The 23,740-nt window shown below is 41.2% G+C and carries 10 protein-coding genes; 7 read left to right on the forward strand and 3 right to left on the reverse strand.

Annotated elements, in window-relative coordinates; genetic code table 11:
- The first annotated feature begins 28 nt into the window (after positions 1–28).
- The 7 genes from LX92_RS02540 (at position 29) to LX92_RS02570 (ending at position 10,808) form a co-directional block, all read left to right on the forward strand.
- Positions 29–838: a glycogen/starch synthase gene (locus LX92_RS02540; RefSeq protein WP_109648692.1), complete on the forward strand. Its 810-nt coding sequence runs from the start codon at positions 29–31 to the stop codon at positions 836–838.
- 5 nt (positions 839–843) lie between these two features.
- Complete coding sequence (locus LX92_RS02545) at positions 844–2,718, forward strand: DUF4270 family protein (protein WP_109648693.1); 1,875 nt, start codon at positions 844–846, stop codon at positions 2,716–2,718.
- A gap of 160 nt (positions 2,719–2,878) precedes the next feature.
- Positions 2,879–4,726 carry a glutamine--fructose-6-phosphate transaminase (isomerizing) gene (glmS, locus tag LX92_RS02550; RefSeq protein ID WP_109648694.1) on the forward strand — a complete coding sequence of 616 codons (1,848 nt, stop codon included), beginning with the start codon at positions 2,879–2,881 and terminating at the stop codon, positions 4,724–4,726.
- Positions 4,727–4,924: 198 nt separating this feature from the next.
- The gene (locus tag LX92_RS02555) at positions 4,925–7,675 is read left to right on the forward strand and encodes a TonB-dependent receptor (RefSeq protein ID WP_170117779.1); all 2,751 of its coding nucleotides are present in this window, start codon (positions 4,925–4,927) and stop codon (positions 7,673–7,675) included.
- A gap of 172 nt (positions 7,676–7,847) precedes the next feature.
- On the forward strand, positions 7,848–9,356 hold the full coding sequence (gene atpD / locus LX92_RS02560) for a F0F1 ATP synthase subunit beta (RefSeq protein WP_109648696.1): 1,509 nt from the start codon (positions 7,848–7,850) through the stop codon (positions 9,354–9,356).
- Between the two features lie 78 nt (positions 9,357–9,434).
- Positions 9,435–9,713 carry a F0F1 ATP synthase subunit epsilon gene (locus tag LX92_RS02565; RefSeq protein WP_109648697.1) on the forward strand — a complete coding sequence of 93 codons (279 nt, stop codon included), beginning with the start codon at positions 9,435–9,437 and terminating at the stop codon, positions 9,711–9,713.
- A 138-nt stretch (positions 9,714–9,851) separates the two neighbouring features.
- Positions 9,852–10,808, forward strand: a complete 957-nt coding sequence (locus tag LX92_RS02570) for a TIGR01212 family radical SAM protein (RefSeq protein ID WP_109648698.1) — start codon at positions 9,852–9,854, stop codon at positions 10,806–10,808.
- 295 nt (positions 10,809–11,103) lie between these two features.
- Here LX92_RS02570 and LX92_RS02575 read toward each other — a convergent pair whose 3' ends face one another.
- From LX92_RS02575 to LX92_RS02585, 3 genes are read right to left on the reverse strand one after another with little or no spacing between them, the layout of a single operon-like run.
- A complete protein-coding gene (locus LX92_RS02575) occupies positions 11,104–16,683 on the reverse strand; it encodes a T9SS type A sorting domain-containing protein (RefSeq protein WP_170117780.1) in 5,580 nt (1,859 codons plus the stop codon).
- A 10-nt stretch (positions 16,684–16,693) separates the two neighbouring features.
- Positions 16,694–18,814, reverse strand: a complete 2,121-nt coding sequence (locus LX92_RS02580; protein WP_146197789.1) for a fibronectin type III domain-containing protein — start codon at positions 18,812–18,814, stop codon at positions 16,694–16,696.
- Positions 18,798–23,717, reverse strand: coding sequence for a hypothetical protein (locus tag LX92_RS02585; RefSeq protein WP_109648701.1), 4,920 nt, complete (start codon positions 23,715–23,717; stop codon positions 18,798–18,800). Before LX92_RS02585 ends, LX92_RS02580 begins: the two co-directional genes overlap by 17 nt.
- Positions 23,718–23,740: the final 23 nt, after the last annotated feature.

Here is a 23,740-nt window from a genome sequence, read left to right on the forward strand (position 1 = left end):
TTTTCAAGATAAATAAAATATTGCTTTTATGAATGGTAAAAAGATATTGTTTGTATCTTCTGAATTAGTCCCCTACCTTCCAGAGAACGAAGTATCCTTAATGTCATACGAAACCCCAAGAATGGTCAACAGCAATGGCGGCCAAATTCGGATTTTTATGCCAAGGTATGGAAACATCAATGAACGTAGGCATCAACTGCACGAAGTCATTCGTCTATCAGGGATGAATCTTGTCATTAATGATATGGATATGCCTTTGATCATAAAAGTGGCCTCTATACCAAAAGAGCGTATACAGGTGTACTTTATCGACAATGAAGAATATTTCAAAAGAAAGGCAACCTTTACCGATACTGAAGGTAACCTTTTCGAGGACAATGACCAACGAGCCATTTTCTTTGCAAAGGGTGTGGTTGAAACAGTCAAAAAATTGAATTGGTCCCCAGATATCATTCATGTACATGGGTGGTTGGCTTCCCTTTTGCCCTTATATTTGAAAAAATACTATGCCGATGAGCCATTGTTCGGGGATAGTAAGATCGTTACCTCGGTCTATGGAAAGGGTTATGAGGGCGAGCTCGACAAGGACATGATTCATAAGATTGCCTTTGATGGCGTTTCAGAGGATAGTATAAGCGTCTTGAAAACTCCTAACTATAATAATTTGTTAAAAGTTGCTGTAGATTATTCCGATGCTGTTATTTTAGCTGCGGAAGAAATTCCAGAAGAATTAATAAACTATATATCCAACCTAGAAAAACCCGTGTTGCCTTATGTTCCTTTACAAGGTTTTGAAGAAGCATATGCCAATTTCTATAACACTGAAGTTTTAAAATAATCTAAATGAGTTTTTTTAAGCGATTTAAATTTCCTGCGCTGACGGGTGTTTTGTGTGTTCTTTTGTTTGTTTCCTGTGAAGAAGAGGTTACAACCTTAGGGTCGGAAGTTATTGGAGGTAAGGCTTTTACATCGAATAAGGCTGTTTTTGATGTGTTTGCATATAACAAAAAGCTAAAGGCGTTACGTACAAATAGATTACCGGTGTACCAATTGGGTGTTTTCAATGACCCCATTTATGGGAAGACCGAAGCAAGGATTACGACACAGTTGCTTCTGTCTCGTAGCAATCCTTCCTTTGGACTATTTAACCAAGAGATAGAGGATCAATCCGGTACCGATTCCAGTGTGATTACCATACCTGAAAATGAAACTGTTGATTCCGTTTATTTATATATTCCCTATTTAAAGAATCCGAAAGGCGACCTTGATAATGATGGCGTGGCGGATGCTTTCGATGTCGACCCGGAAGATGCGACTAGTGATACTGATGGGGATGGTTTAACGGATGCCCAGGAGAAGTTGGCAGGGACCGATCCATTGAATCGTGATTCTGACGGGGATGGTATCAACGATGCGGATGATGATTCAACCCAATCGAACAATTATGCACAAAGGGTTGATATCGATAGTGTTTATGTCAATGGTGGTAATTATGATGACAATGTGGAAACCTCTTTTAATTTAAAGGTAGAGCGATCAACCTATTTTTTAAGGGATTTAGATCCCAATGCTGATTTTCAGGAATCACAGGAGTATTATTCTTCCCAACAATTTTCACCAAATTTTGTTTCCGATGTGCTTTATGATGGGGAATATGTGATTGATGATGAGCAGTTCTTGTTGAAGCGACAGGATGATGAGAGTACTGATGATGATGAGTCGGAATTGTTCAATAAGTTAGATCCGGGAATCCGGGTGCCGCTTGATAAAACGTTTTTCCAGGAATACATTCTCGACAAGGAAGGGGAAACTGAGCTTTTAAGTCAGTCTAATTTCAATGATTATATCAGGGGCTTGCATTTGTCTATTGCATCCGGTTCGCAGGATGTGATGTTGTTGTTGGATTTAAGTGGGGCTTCGGTAACTATGTATTATCATTACAATAAAATCGATACGAACAGCACTACGGATGACACTTCGGATGATGAAGAAATACTAGAGCAGGCCGAGTTTGTGTTTAATCTGACGAGTCAGACTGCCAATTGGAATATGGTAAACACTTTTGATAGTGAACCCTATCCTGTTGAAATAGCCAATGCCTTGGATACTGGTGGGAATGCCCAAAGAATCTATGTCAAAGGTGGGGCTGGAACCTATGCCGAGTTAAAATTATTCGCGGAGGCAGCGGCGGATGCCCAGGAATTGATCGAACAAATCCAAAGTAACAATTGGATTATCAATGAGGCCAATTTGGTGTTTTATGTAGATCAAGAGGCCATAGCTGTACCGGGTGGTGTGGTTGAGCCACCGAGATTGTATTTGTATAATCTGGATGAGCAAGAGCCATTGATCAACATCAGTACGGAACAGAGTGATACAGGATCTTTGCCTTTGTTTGGTAGTTATCTTAATTATGATGGTGTTATTGAGAAATCATCCGATGATATTGGAGAGAAATATACCATAAGGATAACGGATTATATCAATGATATAATCATTAGGGATGAGGCCAATGCTACTTTAGGGTTGACAATTACTCCCGATATAAATCTAACCGTATTGAATGTGTTTGGTAATGCCGTCCTTGAAGATGGTGAAAAGGATTTGCCTGCAGTATCCGCCTTAACTCCTTTAGGTACTGTGCTCCACGGAGCTACCGAAGATAATGGGGCGAAAAGATTGAAACTCGAAATATTCTATACCGAAACAAACCAATAGTAATACACCTTCCCCCGAGTTATAATTTTCAAAATTTTTGTAGTGGTAATATACCACTTACAGAGTATTAGCGTTTTACATCTAACTTTGAAAGGATTTTTCGTCCTTAAGGGTATATTTGTAAAAATTCAGTTAAAACCATTCAACTAAAAAAAATAATATGTGTGGAATTGTAGGGTATATTGGACACAGGGACGCCTATCCCATCATAATTAAAGGACTTCAACGCTTGGAATACCGAGGTTATGATAGTGCGGGGGTTGCTTTGTTCGATGGTAACGACATTAATCTTTCAAAGACCAAAGGCAAGGTTGAGGATTTAAAAAATAAATGCAAATCCTCGATTTCGTTGGAAGGTAAGTTGGGAATTGGCCATACACGTTGGGCTACCCATGGTGTTCCAAACGATGTCAATTCACATCCACATTATTCCAATTCAGGTGACTTGGTGATTATCCATAACGGGATCATTGAAAATTATGAGTCCTTAAAGAAAGAATTGATAAATAGGGGGTATTCATTTACATCAGACACAGATACGGAAGTATTGGTGAATTTAATTGAGGAGGTACAAAAATCGGAAGGGGTTTTATTGGGTAAAGCTGTTCAAATAGCTTTGAACCAAGCAGTTGGTGCCTATGCCATCGCTGTTTTCGATAAGAAAAAACCCGATGAGATTGTTGTGGCGAAATTAGGTAGTCCATTAGCCATAGGTATTGGTGAGAATGAGTTTTTTATTGCTTCCGATGCCTCACCCTTTATCGAGTTCACGAATAATGCGGTTTATCTAGAGGATGAGGAGATGGCCATTATTCGTCTTGGCAAGGAGATTAAATTGAGAAAAATAAAGGATGATGCCATTGCCTATCCGAATATTCTGGAACTTCAAATGAATTTGGAGGAAATTGAAAAAGGAGGGTATGAACACTTTATGCTCAAAGAGATTTATGAGCAGCCCAGGGCCATTATGGATACTTATCGTGGTCGACTATTGGCAGACCAAGGTTTGATAAAAATGGCGGGTATTGATCAACATTTGGAAAAATTTCTCAATGCCAATAGGATTATCATTGTTGCTTGTGGTACTTCTTGGCATGCGGGATTGGTAGCAGAGTACATTTTTGAGGACTTGGCCAGGATACCTGTTGAAGTTGAATATGCTTCGGAATTCAGATATAGGAATCCCGTGATTACGGAAAAGGATGTTCTGATAGCGATATCCCAATCAGGGGAAACGGCCGATACTTTGGCGGCTATCAAATTAGCTAAGGAGAAAGGGGCTTTTGTTTTTGGGGTTTGTAATGTGGTTGGTTCCTCTATTTCAAGGGAGACCCATGCAGGAGCATATACCCATGCAGGACCTGAGATTGGGGTTGCCTCAACCAAGGCTTTTACGACACAAATAACAGTATTGACATTGTTGGCCTTAAAATTGGCGAAGGAAAAAGGAGAATTTTCAGCATCCCGATTCCATGAATATTTAACCGAATTGGAAACGATTCCGGCGAAAGTGGAAAAAGCTCTAGAGGCCAATCCGTTGGTTGAGATAATCGCCGACGTTTATAAGGATTCCCCGAATTGTCTTTATTTAGGGAGAGGGTACAATTTTCCCGTAGCCCTTGAGGGAGCCTTGAAATTAAAGGAAATCAGTTACATTCATGCGGAAGGATATCCAGCCGCTGAAATGAAGCATGGCCCGATAGCCTTGATAGATGAACAAATGCCGGTGATTGTTATTGCGACCAAAAAAGGACACTATGAAAAAGTAGTAAGCAATGTGCAAGAGATCAAATCACGAAAAGGTAAGATCATTGCAGTAGTGACGCAAGGTGATACACAGGTTACCCAACTTGCCGATCATGTTATCGAAGTACCTGAAACATTTGAGAGCTTAACTCCGTTATTGACAACCATTCCATTACAATTGTTATCGTATCATATTGCGGTGATGAGGGGTTGTAATGTAGACCAACCACGAAATTTAGCAAAATCTGTTACGGTGGAATAAGGGAAATAGCTTATAATAGTAAAGAAAAGGCCATGATCGATATCATGGCCTTTTTTGTTGAAATGTTATAGATTGTGCAATATTAGGGTCATTTTATTAGGAAAAAAGTACTATGCGCGCATAATTTTATGGGTTTTTCATTTTTCAATATGAAAAAATCTGTATATTGGCAACAAACTAATTTAACTTATAACTATAATGAGAGCGATACTTTTTTTATCCTTAATGATGTTGGGTGCCCTAGGGTTTTCCCAAACAACAACTTCAGGAACTGTTGTTGACCACAACAATGAACCTGTACCAGGGGCTAATGTGATTATTGTCGGTAAGGCAGTAGGAGCAGTATCGGATTTTGATGGTAATTTTACTTTGAAAACTTCTGAAACTCCCCCATTTCAATTAAAAATTTCTAGCATTGGTTACACCGATACCACGGTGGATGTGACTTCGAATAATGAGAAAATCACAATTGTACTCGATGAGTCACATACCATGCTTGATGAAATCGTTATTTCTGCATCCAGAACACCGGAGCGGTTGTTTGAATCACCTGTTTCCGTAGAGCGTTTTGGCTTAAAGGAAATACAGAATACAACTTCAGCATCCTTTTATGGTGGACTCGAAAATTTAAAGGGAGTAGACGTCAATACCAACAGTTTAACTTTTCAATCCATTAATACCCGTGGTTTTGCAAGTTTTGCCAATACCCGATTTATGCAATTGGTTGACGGCATGGATAATTCTTCGCCGGCATTGAATTTTGTACTTGGTAATCTAGTTGGTATGAACGATTTGGATGTGCAAAGTGTTGAGATATTGCCTGGTGCTTCCTCTGCTCTTTATGGGGCGAATGCATTCAATGGTATTCTTTTTATGCGAAGTAAAAGTCCTTTTGATTTTCAGGGAATCAGTTCGTATTTGAAAACGGGGATAACGTCCCAAGAAGCTGCCGGTGATAATGAGTATTATGATATTGGTATTCGTGCTGCCCATGCATTTAGTGATAAATTGGCGGTTAAGGCGAGTTTTTCCTTTATGGAAGGCACCGATTGGTATGCCGTAAGTGAGGAGGATTTGACTAATCCAGGTTTTACCAGGACTGATCCGGCTTATGATGGTTTGAATATATATGGGGATGAGGTGTCTACGGTTTTGAACTTTGATACCTTGGCAGGTCTTCCACCGGGTACTGTTGGCTCGGCTTTGGTGTCGAGAACCGGTTATTCCGAACGCGATTTGAACAGTTATGACGCTCAGAGTGTTAAGTTTGATGGTGCCATTCACTATCGTCCCTTTGCTGATGATTTCGAAATCATTTATAACGGTAGGGTAGGTCGTGGTTCTACCATATATCAGGGGGCCAATCGGTATTATATTGATGGTTTTTCCTTACAGCAACATAAACTGGAATTTAAGAATAACAACTTCTTTATTAGAGGATATATTACGGCTGAGAATGCAGGTGATTCTTATGACACAAGATTTGCAGGTATAAATGTAAACAGAAGATGGAAAGGGGATACCGAATGGTTCACGGATTATGCGACAACTTTTATAGGTGCAAAGCTCGGAGTGGGTACTGGCGTTCAGCTTGATGATGCTTCGGCACATGCAGCTGCAAGGGCGGCAGCGGATACGGGTAGATTGATCCCTGGAACTCCTGAATTTGAAGCTACTTTTAATTCGGTAATCTCCGATGGGGATTTAACAACAGGTGCACGTTTTATAGACAACACCAAACTCCGTCATGTAGATGCCAATTACAATTTCAGCCATTTGACGGAAGATTTTGCCGATATTCAAGTTGGTGGTTCTTATAGGGAATACGAATTGAATTCCCAAGGAACTATTTTTACAGATATGGATGGTGCAATTCCTTATGCGGAATATGGATTGTATACGCAACTCCAGAAAAAATTCATGGATGAACGTATCAAGTTCACCGGTTCGGTCCGTTATGACAAAAATGAACTTTTTGACGGATTTGTTTCCCCTAGGGCTTCATTGACTTATACGGTTGGGGAAAATAGAAACCATAATTTCAGGGGGTCCTTCCAAACAGGTTTTAGAAATCCAACAACACAAGATCTTTATATTGGATTGAACGCCGGTCGTGCATTATTGGTCGGCGCTGCAGAGGATAATTTGGATCGTTATGTGGTTGATGTTCCGTTATCGACCAATGGTGCTGCTCTTGTAGGGTCAAGCACGGTAACTATGACAGGTAGGGATGCTTATGAAAATGCATATTCCGCGACCTCGGTAGAACAGGGTGCTCCCGCAGCCGTGAATACACCCTTGGTGAAACCGGAAAAAGTGACGGCTTTGGAACTTGGATATAGGGGTCAGTTGGGACAAGTGGTCATCGATATTAGTGGTTATTACAATGATTACCAAGATTTTATTTCCCAAAAAATTGTATTAGCCCCTAAATATGGTGAGGCAGGTGATGGAGGTCTATCGTTATTGGCACTTCAGAATGGCGATTATCAACCTTTTAATGTGTATACCAATTCATTGGCCGATATCACTTCTTATGGAGTTACCGCCGGACTAGAAGCCCAAGTATTCGGTAATTTTGATTTCGGGGTCAATTATACGTTTTCCGATTTCGATTTTGATGAAACGTCCGATCCAGACTTTCAACCACAGTTCAATACACCAAAGCACAAGGTAAAGGCCTCTTTTGGCAATTCGGAGTTGTTTGAGAATTTCGGGTTTAACATCAATTACAGATGGACCGATGGATACCTTTGGGAGAATTCATTTGCCACAGGGGATATCCCTTCGTTCAGTGTGTTGGATGCGCAGGTCAATTACAGCGTGCCAAGCATTAAATCGATATTTAAATTGGGGGCTTCGAACCTCTTGGGTGAAGAGTATGTTACTGCTGTAGGTACAGGTTATATTGGATCCCAGTTTTATCTGTCATGGACGATAAACAATTAAATTAAAACAAGTTAACTAGTGATAAAGACGCTTAAATAGGCGTCTTTTCGCTTTTTGAAAAAAGGCAAGAAAAGCATTTCAATTTAAAATTGAAAAACATATCTTTGCAGCCTTTAGTGCAAGAAATAGAGACCTGTAAGGTCTAGAAACCAAAAACATAAATACGTTAGTAATGTCGAAAGTTACAGGTAAAGTTTCCCAGATCATTGGGCCAGTTGTGGATGTTGAATTTCAATCAGAATCAGATCTTCCAAAAATCTATGATTCACTTGAAATCATCAACAAAGATGGTTCAATCTTGGTTTTGGAAGTACAATCCCACATTGGGGAAAACACAGTTAGGACCATTTCTATGGATTCTACCGATGGTTTAAGCCGGGGAGTTGAGGTTGTTGCTACAGGAAACGCCATACAAATGCCGATAGGTGGTGACATTTACGGGCGTTTGTTCAATGTAATCGGTGATGCTATTGATGGTATCGGTAATTTACCTAAAACAGGTAAAGACGGTTTACCAATTCACCGTGAAGCACCAAAATTCGAAGATCTTTCCACTTCTACGGAAGTACTTTTTACAGGTATCAAGGTAATTGATTTGATTGAGCCTTATGCAAAGGGAGGAAAGATTGGATTGTTCGGTGGTGCAGGTGTTGGAAAAACAGTATTGATTCAGGAATTGATCAATAACATCGCAAAAGGACATGGTGGACTTTCAGTTTTCGCTGGGGTAGGGGAACGTACCCGTGAAGGGAACGATTTGCTTCGTGAGATGTTGGAATCAGGTATTATAAAATATGGTGATGACTTTTTGCATTCTATGGAAGAAGGCGGATGGGATTTATCAAAAGTAGATAAGAAAGCAATGAAGGAGTCCAAAGCGACCTTCGTTTTCGGACAAATGAACGAACCTCCTGGAGCACGTGCGCGTGTGGCACTTTCAGGATTGACCATTGCAGAGTATTTCCGTGATGGGGCAGGGGAAGGTCAAGGAAAAGACGTTTTGTTCTTCGTTGATAATATCTTCCGTTTTACACAAGCGGGTTCAGAGGTGTCGGCACTATTGGGCCGTATGCCATCTGCGGTAGGGTATCAACCTACTTTGGCAACCGAAATGGGTGCCATGCAAGAACGTATTACATCAACAAAAAGAGGTTCCATTACTTCAGTACAGGCGGTTTACGTGCCTGCGGATGATTTAACGGATCCAGCACCAGCAACAACATTTGCCCACTTGGATGCAACTACGGTACTTTCCCGTAAAATTGCTGAGTTGGGTATTTATCCTGCTGTGGATCCATTGGATTCGACATCAAGGATTTTGACAGCGGATATTTTGGGTAACGACCATTATGCCTGTGCACAAAGGGTAAAAGAGCTATTGCAACGCTATAAAGAGCTTCAGGATATTATCGCCATCTTAGGTATGGAAGAATTGTCAGAGGAAGATAAATTGGCCGTTGGTAGGGCAAGACGTGTACAACGTTTCCTTTCACAACCTTTCCATGTAGCGGAGCAGTTTACAGGTATCCCAGGTGTTTTAGTGGATATTAAAGAAACCATTAAAGGATTTAATATGATTATGGACGGTGAATTGGATCACTTGCCAGAATCTGCCTTTAACCTTAAAGGTACTATCGAAGAAGCTATTGAAGCTGGTGAGAAAATGTTGGCTGAAGCATAAATTAGTAGGCAGTGATCGGTTTACAGTTGGCATTAAGCTACTGAATACTGAATACTGAATGCTGAATATTGAAAAACTATGTATTTAGAAATTGTATCCCCAGAAGCTACCTTATTTGCAGGCGAAGTAAATTCGGTTACGGTCCCGGGTATTAACGGGGAATTTCAAATGTTGAAAGATCACGCCCCTGTAGTTTCGTTATTGCAACAAGGTAATGTTGTTGTAGATGGCACTATTACCATAGCGGAGGAGTATCAAAATAAATTCACACAAAACGCCAAAGGCAAGACGGTATTGGGCATTTCCAGTGGTACTGTTGAAATGAAGGATAATAAAGTCATTGTTTTAGCGGATTGAACATGAATAACGAATATATAAAGCCCTGACCATTCTGTCAGGGCTTTTTTTATAGCATATATTCCCGTGGATTGGTCCAGATGCCAAAAACATGGAAAAAAATGAATCTTCAATAGGAAGTAACACAAGCTATTCTAAATGGATTTTATAGGAAAGCGATATAGCGATTATAATTCTTTTGTAAAATTGCATTTTGGGGAACGGGTGCAAAAAATCTCCTTGGATGTTGGTTTCTCATGCCCAAATCGGGATGGTTCCAAGGGATATGGTGGTTGTACCTATTGTAACAACAATACCTTTAATCCGGATTATTGCGAACCCCAAAAAAGTATTGCGGCCCAATTGCAGGAAGGAATCGAGTTCTTTGCCAAACGTGGTAGGAACAAGAAATTCCTCGCTTATTTTCAGGCCTACACGAACACCTATTCAGATATAGAATCCCTTAAGGCCATGTACGAGGAGGCCTTAAATGTCCCTAAGGTGGCTGGTTTGGTCATCGGTACACGCCCCGATTGTATATCGGATGAAGTTATAGCCTATTTGGAAGAATTGTCGAAGGACTACTTTATTTCGTTGGATTTTGGGGTGGAAAGCACCAATGAAAAAACACTTTTGGATATCAATCGATGCCATACCTTTAGTGATACCATAGCAACGTTTGAAAAGTGCAAGGACAAGGGGTTTCATCTAGGGGCGCATATCATCATGGGATTGCCCGGGGAATCCAAAAACGATTTAATGCAGCATGCCGTGAAATTGTCCAAATTACCCATTGATACCTTGAAAATACATCATTTACAGATTGTAAGGAACTCCGTAATGGCAGTGCAGTATAAACGGAACCCTGAAAATTTCGACTTATTTACCTTGGAGGCCTATTTGGATTTTGTTACGGAATTTATAGGGTATTTACGGCCCGATATTATAATTGAACGCTTTATTAGTGAGGCCCCGAAAGATTTGTTGGTCGCCCCAAAATGGGGAGGTATCCGAAAACAGGAAATATTGGATAGGATCGACCAAAAATTAAAGGCCAAAAACACTTGGCAGGGAAAATATTATAAACCCGAAAAGGTCATAAGCCTTGGGTCTTAAAGAGAATGCCATCTTCGAGTAGACACGAGGATAATACCTTGAGTCCATTTAGTTGGAGTCTTTTTCTAGTTTCTGTACGGGCGTGATGCTGGTGCCCATCCAGTTTTTATTTACGGTTACTTCCGATATAATTTTATCATGGCCTAATAATATTTCCTCATTATTAATTCCCCCTTTGCCTGCACTGAGTGCAGTCGAAGTGAAGGGGGTGCCCACAGGGCGGGGGATGTGGTAAACCCATCACCCATCCTGCACAATCCTACCTTATGTAGGATCTTTACAATAGTCCACCCCCTTACCTAATGATGATCTTTCTCAGTGAGTTCCCGTAAGGTGTTTCGAGCAGTACGGCATATACGCCCGAAGGCAGTCCCGAGATATCGAAGGGGATGCTATAGGCGGTCTGTCCCTGTCCTTTTTCGGATGCCATCAGGGCATTGTTGGCCAGGCTAAACACTTTTATACTGATATTGCCACGTTCGGTGAGATTTACGTCAGCGGTGAACCTACCATCGGTGGGGTTGGGATAGACCAAGAAATCCTCGACCAGGCGTTGGCCGTTTTTGTTATCGTCCTCTTTGATCGTGGGGTCATTGGCGACCACGATGATGGTTTTGGTCTGTTCCGCCATGCATTGGCCTATCTTGGTAATGATGCCCACTTGATATTCCCCGGCCTCAGCGAATACGATCTCGGCCTCGTCGCTATCCTGTAGAAGTACTTGGGCTCCTTCGGGCAGGACCCATTCGGTGGTTTCGGGAAGGGGATAGCTGATGTCCACAAGAACGGCGGTTTCCCCAACAAAAACCTGACTGGACACTGCAAGTTCAGCGGATATCTCGGAGGTACTCTTATCGATGGAGATACTACCGGTGGCGGTACACCCTGTAGCGGATTGCACGGTAACCGTATAGTCACCTTTTTCATTCACTGTTATATATGGTTCCGCACTTATAAACCCATTATCGGAATACCAGGAATAGGTTGCGGTGGCATCTTCCACCGTTGCATCGAGGAACAGTTCCTGTTCGGCACAGAGTACGCGGTCATCCCCTAGGTCAACGTTCAGGGGCAATGGATTTTCCAAGATGTACGTTCTTTCTATGGTACCGTTGGGCAGTCCGGTAATGGTTACCGAATATTCCCCAGCAGGCAAGTTGGCAATACTATTGGTGGTTTCCCCTGTGGACCATGAATAGCCGTAATTGCCATTGCCTTGATTGACAAGCAAGGAGATACTCCCGTTGGATTCCCCTGAACATATCGGTTGCACTAGGGTCTCCTCAACGATATCGGGTTCGGTGATCTGGTAGGTCCCGGTCAAGGAACAACCATTATCATCCGTGATCAGTACGGTATAGGCATCTGCCGTCAGGTTTAATAACTCCGGCGTGTTCCCAATGTTCGCCCCGTCGGAGGCCCTTGACCAGGATATGTTGTAGGCGGGTTGTCCGCCACTTATTTCAAGGAGGATACGACCATCCTGGGCTTGATATTCGGAGGCATCGGTCAAGGTGACATTGCTGATCTCAAGGGGATTGTCCGGTGCGGATATGGTAATGGTCCTATCGGTGGAACAGCTGTTGGCATCCACCACTTCGATAGTATATTCGCCATTGGCTACATTGGTGATGTCTTCCGTATTGGCCCCATTGTTCCAATAGAATTCATAGGGCGTCGTACCCCCACTGACCGAAATGTCGATGGCCCCGGTCTCCTCACCGTTGCACATTACATTTGTAATATTCTCCAAGGTTATCTTCAAGAGGTCCGGTTCTGTCAATGTAATGGGATCGGAATCCTTGATGATCCCATTGGCATCCGTTACCCTCACGAAATAGGTACCTGCGGTCAGGCCACCTATGATCTCACTGGTTTCGGGAAGAAGGTCATTGGATCCATCGGTGGTATCGAACCATTCAAGCGAATAGGGGAATACCCCGCCTTGAACGGTAGCCGTGATCTCGGCAAAATCGTTCCCGTTACATTCCAGGAAAACGGTCTGTGCCAGGGACACTAAAAGTTCCCCAGGTTCGGTAATGGTGAAATCCTGTGTAAAATAACAACCTGTGGTCAGGTCGCCATTGAAATTGTCATCGGTAATCACAAGGGTATAGGTACCCCCTGGAAGGTCCGCGATATCATCACTGTTGTCCGTAGGAGGGGTAAATCCGGCAGGCCCCGTCCACGTATAGGTCAATGCACCGGTGCCCCCAAAGGCGGTAATGCTTATGGCCCCATCGGTGGCATTTGCCGCGGACAAGGATTGTTGTAGGTCAAGGGTAATGGCAATGGGTTGGGGTTCGGTAATGGTGAAATCGACGTCCACGGTACATAGATTGGCATCTTGTACCCTAACGGTATGGTTACCTGCTTCCAAACCGGGGAAGGAATTGCCGTTCTGATAGTTGATTCCCCCATCGATGGAATAGTTGTAACCGGGTGTTCCCCCATCGGGGGTTATCACTACACCGCCATCTTCCGCACCAAAGCAGGTGACATCCGTAGTGAACGCCTGGGCGGTGAGTTGGGTGGGTTCGGTAAGGGTTACCGATTTGGTTACCGAAGGGTTACTGGTCTCATCACTAACGGTAAGGGAATATGTACCTGGTCCAAGATTTGTTAAGTCAGGTCCCGTTTGACCATTAATGATAGATCCATCTTTTTCCCATACATAATCAATGGTGCCTGTGCCTTGAGCGGCGGAGTTAATAGCCCCGTCATTAGCCCCAGAACAACTGATATTTGTCGGATTCAGGTCGGGAAGGTTCAATGGTCCCGGTTCTGAAACAAAAAAAGTTTGGGTAAGATAACAACCATCAATTGCCCCCTGATTGCCTGGGGAGGTGATCTCTACCGTATAATTACCCGATGTTAACGCATCGATATCCTTTGTGGTCCTTGGGATTGTAATTCCAGGCCCTGTCCAACTGTAGGTATAAGGCGTTGCCCCCCCCGATACATCTATACTTATTTGGCCATCAGTGGCACCAGAAAAAGTTGCTGGGGTTACAAGGAAATCATCGATTTGAATCAAATCGGGTTCAATGATCTCTATTGTATCAGGAAGGTTATAAGTACATCCATTTTGGTCTATAATAGTTGCGGAATACGTACCGCTTGCAAGATTTTCAAACAAAGGGCTATTCTGTAATGGTCTACCGGTTATTTGATATTGTAAGCCTCCCGTTCCGCCGTTGGCACTGATCGTTATGGTTCCATCGGAATTTCCAAAGCATGATATTGGGGTTGAAATCGCTGTAGCATTTAAGGCTGCCAAAGGTCCGGCGATTTCTAAGGAGCCACTTGAAATTGGGCCGGCGTTGGAGGCATCATTTATGGTAAAAGAATAGTTGCCCACATTTATATTTTCTAAGAAGTCTTCTTCTCCTCGTTTGAGTTCAATACCTGTATCAACATTGTACCAAACAAACTCAAATGGGGGGGTGCCTGTGTAATTGGCGGTTATTCTACCCGTACTTTCACCAAAACACAAAATTGGATCTACAGTAGCTTCTGGCGTACCTAAACTTAAGGGACCTGGTTCGTCTATGAAAATAGTGTTTTCCAGTGTAGCGGTGCACCCCGAGCCATTGGTTTCCGAAACAATAACTTGATAATTTCCTGTTGGGAACCCTTCGAATTCATTGGCAGTAGCACCGTTTATCGGGGAGAAGGCACTTCCATCTTTATACCAAGCGTAGGTATAGTTGCCAGACCCTCCTGTTATGTTCAAAGTTATCGTTCCTTCATCACCACCATTAGTTGTAGCATCTGTTGAAGAGGCGGAAACCAAGAAATAATCATCAGGTTCATCAATAAAAATAGGGCCACCCGAAACACTACAATTACCATCAAATACTTCATAGGTGTGATTACCATATGAAAGTGTATTGTTGTCTTGAGGCCCTGGAGTAAGGGACCCGTCCCAAAACACCTCATAATTTCCGGTACCGCCCGATATATCGAGGGCTATTCGCCCATTATTCTCCCCTTTACACTCAATATCCGTGTTGTCGGAAATTGTTACTGTAAGAACATTTGTGATAGGATTTCCTGTATTGCGGTCTACATAATCAAGGTTATAGGTTGTTGTTGCTGTATTAAAGGCATCGTCCGTGACCTGTACCGAATATGAACCTGCCCCTGCGTTTATTGTATTTGTATTGCCCGATAGTGGTGTACCTGTATCTATGTCCCCTTTGAACCACATATAAGAGAAACCCGTACCAGACCCATTCGTCGGGTTTGCCCTAAGTTGCGCAGTATCACCCTCACAGTTGATCTCGCCAATAGGGGAAATACTTACTAATAGAGGAGGAAAGGGCTCTAGGGTTATGGTTATGAGATCGGTATTACAACCTATGGCATCGGTTGCAAAAACAGTATATACCCCATACCCTAAGTTTTCCAGTCTGTTGGATGTTTGGGGTAGGGCAACATTGTCTTTTTTCCAATTGAAAGTGTATGTTGGATTGCCACCAGTTGCTGAAACCTCTATTGTACCAGCCCCATCTACGATTTGCTGAGTATAATCAGTTGTTAGCATTACGGGCCCACTAACTGGGTCTTCTAAAGTAATTGTTTTAGACACAAAACAATCTAGATTTCCTAGTTCTGCCACCTCGATTATATAAACTCCGGCACTCAAATTCGAAAAAGCAGGTGTAGTCTGTAGAATTGGGGCAAAGTTGTTGTCTGATGGTTTTTTTAAACTGTAGCGAAACATGCCAATACCTTGGGGTTCAATAGTAACAGAACCATCGTTCCCGTTTCTACAGAGGGGATCGACTATAATTTCGTTAAATAAAATCTCATTGGGCTCATCAATAGAAAAATCAGAACTAACCCCTTCAGCACTCCCGTCATCATACAGCCATTCTAGTCTATAAAGTCCATCTTCCAAACGAGTATTGGGGCTAAAGGTATAACTTCTATTATTGAAATCGCTGGAAGTAAGCGTTATTTGTGGACCTACCGATGAGTAATCCGTTGCCGTATCTTTTTTGTAAAGCCCGACAATGAGATTTTTGGTTGGTTCCAGCTCTTCTTTTAGTGTCATGTTTATGCTAGCATCGGTTGCACCATAACAACTGGGGTTGTTAACTAGAGGCGGATCTTGTTCCAGTTCTGGCGGACAGGGCACAAAGCTATATATGATTTCATCCGATGTATCATAATCGTTCACAGGGTTTTCTACATATTCTACCCAAACCTGGAATGGTTCATTATAAGGCACATTGGCCAGAGCTCCTGTTCTAGTCAATAATGCATGTGAGGAATGCTCTGCGTATTCTAAGACGGTAACTTCCGATCCATTATTCAATCTAGCTTTTAATCTGTATTTAAAATTCCAAATGGGATTTACGACAGCAACATTGACACCATTACAATCAATTTGATTTGAGCCTGGGTAAATTCTATCTCGTAAGTCTATTAAATTCTCAAGTTTTAAAATGGTTGATTCTCTAACAGTAACATTTACGCAGCCAAAAAATTCCGTAGGTGGAATATATGCACCATAATATGGAACATTTCGACTTTCATTACATGTTTCTGTCATCATGTTTATATAAAAATTGGATGAAATTGTCCAATCGGTCACCGAAAAAGGGTATTCTTTGACTTCATCCATAATTACTTGATTGCTTCCCATGGTTGTTCCCATATCAGTAGAACCAACACTAACTAAGGTCCTGGAGCCTGGATTTGTTTTAATAGAATATGACCCAAAACTAGTGCCATTTCTAGGCACATCAACGTCTAAATCAAATTCTACCTTATATCTTGTAGTTTGAGCATTTACAAAAGAGAATATTGAAGCTGAGAATAACAGGGCCAATAATAATCTTATAAATCTTATATTCGTTTTCATAGGCATCATCTTAATAAACAACCTCCGTTTCTTGCCATTCACTAACTGTACCATCTTCAAAAATAGCCTTTAGGCCATAGGTGTATATAGTATTAGGTGTCAGTTTGGCATCAATAAATCGGGTGCGATTACCTGTAAAGGTTTGGTATAGGGAGAACTCTGATTCGTTTTGTTTTTTGTACAGTAGAATTTCTACTATATTACTGGCTTTTAATCGCCAATTTAAATGAATTATTCTATTATCACGGTCTACAGTATTGTTAAAACCACTAATGGCCGTCTTGGTCTGTTCTCCTAAACTAATAATCGAGATTGGCGGGGATGGTTGACTTTCAAGACCGGTTTGGTCGATGGCGATAACGGTATAATGATACTTTGTATTTCCTGCAATTGTATCGTCCAAGTAGTCATTGGTGTTTAAATCCGTAATCTCAAAAATCTTTTCCCACTTAGTATTTTCTGATAGATTTTTTTTACGATAGATGACATGTTTTACGACGTCTTCCGAAATACTATTTATCCATGTTAATTGAATACCTTTTTCTTGTAATTCATAATTGGTGATAAGGGGATTCATTGGAGGTATTTTATCAGGTCTTTTCAGAGGCAAAACTTCAGAAGGTGCTGATGCGTTATACCTGTTATCTACGGCATCAATTTTATAATAAACGTTTTTGTTAAAGGATTTCAAATTGATGGTGTCTTTGTACAGGGTTTTCTGGATTTGGTACTTGTTCAAACGTGTAAACTCTTGATTCGGTCTGTTAGCGCGAAAAATTGTATATCCTTTTAAATCCAATTCCTCATTTTTGGCCCATGTTAGAGTAACAACTCCTGTTGAATCTATTTTTCCTGTCAGCTCTTTTGGTTGAGTAGGGGGTATGGAATCAATTGGTTGAATCATGCTAGGTGAAGAATCTATATAATCCCCGGCAATGCCTTTGGCCCTAATTTTAAAATAATTAATATCTTGAAGCTCACTATACTTGAATGTCCTAATATTGGGTTCTATGTTTTTTTTAATCTGGTTATAAGGGCCAATAGGTTTATCTGATCTTAAGATATCAAAACCGGTAAGTTTCCATGCCTCATCTTTTGCGAAATCCCATTTTAAAATTGCTTCCTTATCTGAAATAATTTCGCTCTCTTTTAATTCTGGAGCAACGAGCAATTTTTTATAAGCTATTATGGAAATGGTATCAGAGGGTTCGCTTATTTCATTAAAGATCGTTCTTCCTTTTATCCTATACCAATACTTCTTTTCATATACAGGGATACTATCGGTAAATGCTATACCACTAGATCGGGAATCCATTAATTTGGTTATTGGTGTGATGTTCAATTTCCTGAACGAAATACCATCATCAGATCGCTCAAGATCATAGGAGTTATAAAAATGGACTAGTGCGTCATATTCCCAAATTAGAACAAAGGCATCATTATAATAATATCCGGCAAAATCATATGGTTTAGGTAATTTAACTGGGTTTGATGTAGTGATGATTATACCTGTTTCTTTGGGTAGATTAGTACCCTCAGGGGCTGCAATTTTAATATTGTACATATATCTTGTATTCTCCTTAACGCTGAAGTCTGTAAAACCGAGTCCGGCATATTGTGCGGCAGTGTAGTCTTGGTCTATCGCGAACATTGAAAAAGCAAAACGTTGCTGTAGCTCAGAACTCTGATTAATAATTTGACTTACCTTGCCCTTATTTTGGGTATTGGTATCCAAAACAAAGTTTTCACCATAAATTGCTTGTGCTGCTACCCCGGCCATGTCATTCTTTTCTATGAGTTCTTGCCAATCGCTCAAGGGTCTGGGCTTAATTGGGCCACCTGAAAGAATCACCTCTTCAGGGGTGGTTACAGGGCTTCCGTTTTGTTCAAGGGTTATTCTTTCTACTAAATACCCGTATTCGTTGCCTAGTTTCCAAATATTTTTGTCATTGACCCCCCATCTTAGCATTATGGCATCATTGGTAGGTCTTGCCTGAATCACTAATTTCATTGTATTTGGAGTCTCATAGCTTATGCTATCTATTTGGGCATTTAAACCTGAAGCTACCCATAGAAAAAAGACAACTACTATATATTTTGATAAGTAAACCATTTTAGAACGCTTTTTCATAATCGATAGTTTCAGAGTTTCCAGTCGAGTTATTTGGTAAAATATAGCTGAACTCAACTTTATATGTGTCTTTTCTTGCAAATGGGAATCCAGTGAACATCAAGTATTTGTACTTTTCTCTTTTGTTGTCATCCACTCCAGGTTTGTATCGGTTTGAAATAGTATATTGTAAATGAATGTAATCCATATAATAAGTTATGGGCAATCGCCATCTGAATGGGAAAAGGGTTTTTAGCATGGGATGATTCGGTTGATTCGTGGCAAAAGTTCTATAGGTCTCTATTACAGACAGAGACCTTGTTGGAGGGACTCCCAGAATATCGGGGTTTCGATTTACACTTATATCTCTGTCAAGGGGATACTCTTGATATAGCAGAGGATAGATATCATCCGTATAATATTTATCTGTCATAAGGGCATTGTAATTGATCAATGGTTTGTTGGCTGTATAAACCGTACCACTTATGTCATTTATACCAAAGGGTTCATAATCCTTTGCATGTAAGGTTATTTTTCCAACATAAGCAATTGATTCTGTTGTACCAGGGTATTCATCTAAATCAGTTATCGTATAGTTAGTATTAATGCTGCGCATTTTCTGTTTAAACGTATTGTGCTTACTCGTTTTAAACGAAAAATTCAATCGGCTAATAAACGCTCCATTGGAGACACTGCCGGTAAGGGTATTGTTCGATATTTCCAAGTCTTCAGATATTTTTGTGAACTCCACCGTGGATAACACTTGATCTTCTTCTATATCACCTGGATTTAAAGTAACCAAGGCATAGGTATAGTTGGTTTCATTGTTTAAGTTGGGTATGGAGAAATTCAGCCTTTTTTCGGGAGCATTATAGCTAAAAGAAGCTTTGGTCTTATTACCGGATTCATCTATGAAATATAATTCATCACTAAAACCATTACCGAAAAGATATTGTTGTCCCTTGTCCAATTGTACAAAGCCAACATTCGATTCTTTTGGGAGCATATACTGTTGGTCCACTATAGGGTACATGAATTCGATATTTTTGTAAGGGATTTTCCTTGGGGCATCCCCGGTCGTGAAAGTAACTACCTTTTCTTCGATAACAGGGATCCCTTCACTGGTTACAGCCACCCAATTACCACTTATTTTTTCATCAAACGAAACCCGGACCAAAACAGTTATTTCCTGTTCTGGAGGAAGGATCTCATCGGTATTGTAAATAAGGATATCTTTCTCATTGTTATATTCAAAAGACCCTTGGAGTTCCGCTCCTTCAGTTTTAACTGATATTTCTTTTAGGCCAATGCGGTATGTTTTTCTTCCTTCATTATCCTCAAAAGGTATTTCACTATCGACCGGGGCATTGAAGGCCACTTGAATCGCATCGAAAACATCTACATTGGTTAGACCATCCCTAGGAGTAATATCAGAGATCATTACGATATCCTGTAAGCCGGTTTTTCCGATTATCTCACATTCTTCCCCAATAATTACTTTTAAGCGGGTATGGATTTTCACAACGCCAAGAACTTTTATATCTACACCGGCGTAACCTTTGATGAACCATGGGTTCGGTAATTGCGCTTGTGCCAAAACGGCAATACCCGCAGATAATATGGGTACTTTTTTCCTGATTCCGAATAGTTTGATCTGGGCTCCGATCTGGCCTTGTAAATAAGCGTACATTTGGCCGGTAGCATACCATCCATCCATACCAAGGGGGCCTTCTTTCCCTTTACAATGAGCATCCCCAAAATCGCGCATCATTAAATCAAATCCGGCACCTGCGGTCACATCGGCATATACAATGCCCCAATCAAAGCCCATTCCCAATTCAAATTTTGCACCAAAGGCATATCCTGTACCTCTCGCCAATTCTTGGTCAAAATTTCTTCCGAACAAAAGTTCATCTCCAGAAAGGTGTAAGAGATTAATAACATTCTGGGGAGGTGCGGCGGGATCGGGTAAAATGGTACCCGTCATAAAATACAGGTTAACACCGGCTTTAAATGGACCAATGGGAATATCGGCCAGCCCAAAGCGGTGGGTCGGGGTACCTACATAAATGTACCAGTCCTCTGGCGCATTGTAGTATTCAAGTCGACCCAAAAGGTTCTTTTCACCTTCCCCCCTAATGGTTCCTGCATTGAGGTATACGTCAAGAAGGCCCCAATAGGCCCTATTTCTGAAATCTAGATCAATGGCAACCTGGGCGGCAAAGAGTTCTTCGCCTGTCAATAGTTCAGGGAAAACGTTATCAGCGAAATACTTTAGGCCTTCTTTATCGATGGAGAGTTCATGAAAATTAGATAAGGAACTTTCCTTTGATGCAACGGTTTGTTGCATTTCATCTACGGTGCCGAAAGGGGTTTGGGGGTTGCTACCCTCACTTTTACCTTGTATGAGCATGGCTGCACCATAAAAACCGACCCTACTTACACCGCCACCAGCCGACTGTGAATTAAATGCTATTTCAATACCTGCCAATGCGGTAAAGGAAGCTCCGTTTTTAACTTCGAACGCCCCCAAGGCCTTAAAGCCTATGGAGGTATTGATATCAGGTTGATAATTGATGCCCGACAAGGATGTTGTCTCTTCATTCATACCGGCCTTGCGCATATGATGATAGACCCCACCGCCAATATCGAAAATGGTGAAGTTCTTATTATTGTCCTTAGTAGGTCGTCCGTGACCATCTACGAACCAATAACGGTAGTCGTCCGTGGCACCAAAGAGCCCTCTGGCACCCACCTCAATACCTAAATCTTCCGCATATAATTGCAGATCACCGGCAAAACCTTTACCGTAGACAGGGTTGTCCTTAAAGAAATCCAACTGCCCATAAAATTCAAAGGATTTTCTCTTTACATCAATCTCCACAGAACTTACTTCAATACCTTTATACCTCCACTTTAGATAGTCAGTTTCTTTTAGCTCTCCAATTACACTAAGCCGAACATCACCGTGAATGCCTGAGTCATCTAGGTTTACAAAGGAGTTTAAAGCTAGAACAGCATTGTCTTGTTCATCGGTTTCAATACTTATATCGTAAAAGCCCAACTCAAATCCCGCAACTTTTGGGAGTGTGATCTCATCTTTAAAACCTGCGTATTCAATATTTAAATATGGTCTTTGTCTAGTCTGTATTTTAAAGTTTTGAAAAGAAAGCCCATCAAATTCCAAGTCCACTACATCTGTGGAATCATTGAGGGATTCTGAGGAAAGTTCGTTAAATTCTTTGTCTTGTTTTGCATTAAAAGACATTAACCCCGTGAGGTTGGCCTCAGGATAAAATGTATTGTTTTCTACCTCTAGTTTTATATACGAGCCATTGAATATTTTGGCTTTTGCTTTGAAAACGTCGAAACTCACATCTTCAACTGCCTCTACGTTAACCGAATAAAACTGATCTGCGGAGATTAAACCTTTATAGGCTAAAGTGCCTCCTGAAGAATTTTGATCACTTATGGGTAAGACGATTTTCCCGTTAAATCCGGCTTTTATAAAGCGATTAACTTTTAAATCCACTCCAATGGAATCAACCGAAATCTGCCATTTGCTGGCATCACCTTCGTTAATATCTAGGACATTGGTGGCGAAAAAATCTCCGGATACCCCATAATTATCTATGAATAGATTACGGGCACCGATAGAGATCCGTTGTTCCGAACCTTTCTTTTTAAATTCTGGAGGAAGGGTAACCCTTACTTCTTGTGAATGAAAGCCGCGCCATAGATTATCATTACCTTGTAATAGCCCTTGGTTCTTATAAATATCTGGAAAATCGATACCTGCCACATTTTGGGTGTCGCTCAAATCCAAAATGGTGTTTTCCATTTTAAAACCCCAGTTGGGCAGGGCCTTTAGTTCGAACATAGGTAGGTTCAGCTCTATTAGTAAACCACCAAGTTCATCGGTTTCCAAGGAAAAAGAAGTGCCCAAATAAGTATCGTTGTCTTTTGGTGATTCACCTGTTCCTGGCTCTATACTGTTTGGGAATTTATGGGTCCCGTCCTCGTTTATGGGTATGGCAACGGATTTTGCAATTCGAACATCAAGGTTCAGACCTATTTTTTTTACCTTACCTTCACAGTCGATATCTATATACGTTGATCCTGTACCCTTCCCGGTTTTGGCATCTTTTCCTCCTTTAAAGATGAATAACCATTGTCCCCCGTTCTGGCCCACATAGGCATCTTCCAATAGGGTTAGACGGGCTTCGCCGTAAATTCCCCCATCTTTGGAAATTTTTACATTGTTGGCAGCAAAAAGTAAATTTTCCACCCCTAATTCACCTAAGTTTAATTTGGCGAACATATCTACTACGGTATAAGTAGGGTGGTACTCCATACGAACAATACCCAGCGTAATATCTGAGCTGGCCGTAATACTTTTATTGATGCCTACAGGTAATTGGGTTACTTCATTACCTCCTATAATATTTATGAAGTTTTGGTTTTCTTCCAATATTTTGAATACGTTTTCACCGGCTTCGAGTACTTCCTTTGAGTTGTTGTCCAGTTTGGCCCTAGCATTCGCTTTAAGCTGATCTACATATTCTGTGGTAAATTCCGAGAGTATTTTTATAATACCGTCTTTTACGCCATCGGTATATTTATCCAGTTCAGGAAAACTTTTGAATTTCCGGTTTTCAACTTCTGAGGTCAATTGTACAGGCGTTGCCTTTTCTTTTTGCCAGCGCGCCATTATGGGGCTCATTTCAGTATGACCCAATGGGGCGGTTTTTAAAGAATCTGATTTTTTAATAGTTACCGAGTCTTTAGTCCCAAATAGGTGTGTAACATCCCCATCCCCTTCACTTCGACTGCGCTCAGTACTGGCATAGGGGGAATTGGTTGCATTGGCGCTAAGAAGGCCGCACCAAAGGAATAGGATGATATATAGGTAGTTGTTTTTCATACTACGTTAAGTTTATCGTGTTT

The organism is Maribacter polysiphoniae, assembly GCF_003148665.1.
In the GTDB taxonomy this organism is placed as follows: Bacteria; Bacteroidota; Bacteroidia; order Flavobacteriales; family Flavobacteriaceae; genus Maribacter_A; species Maribacter_A polysiphoniae.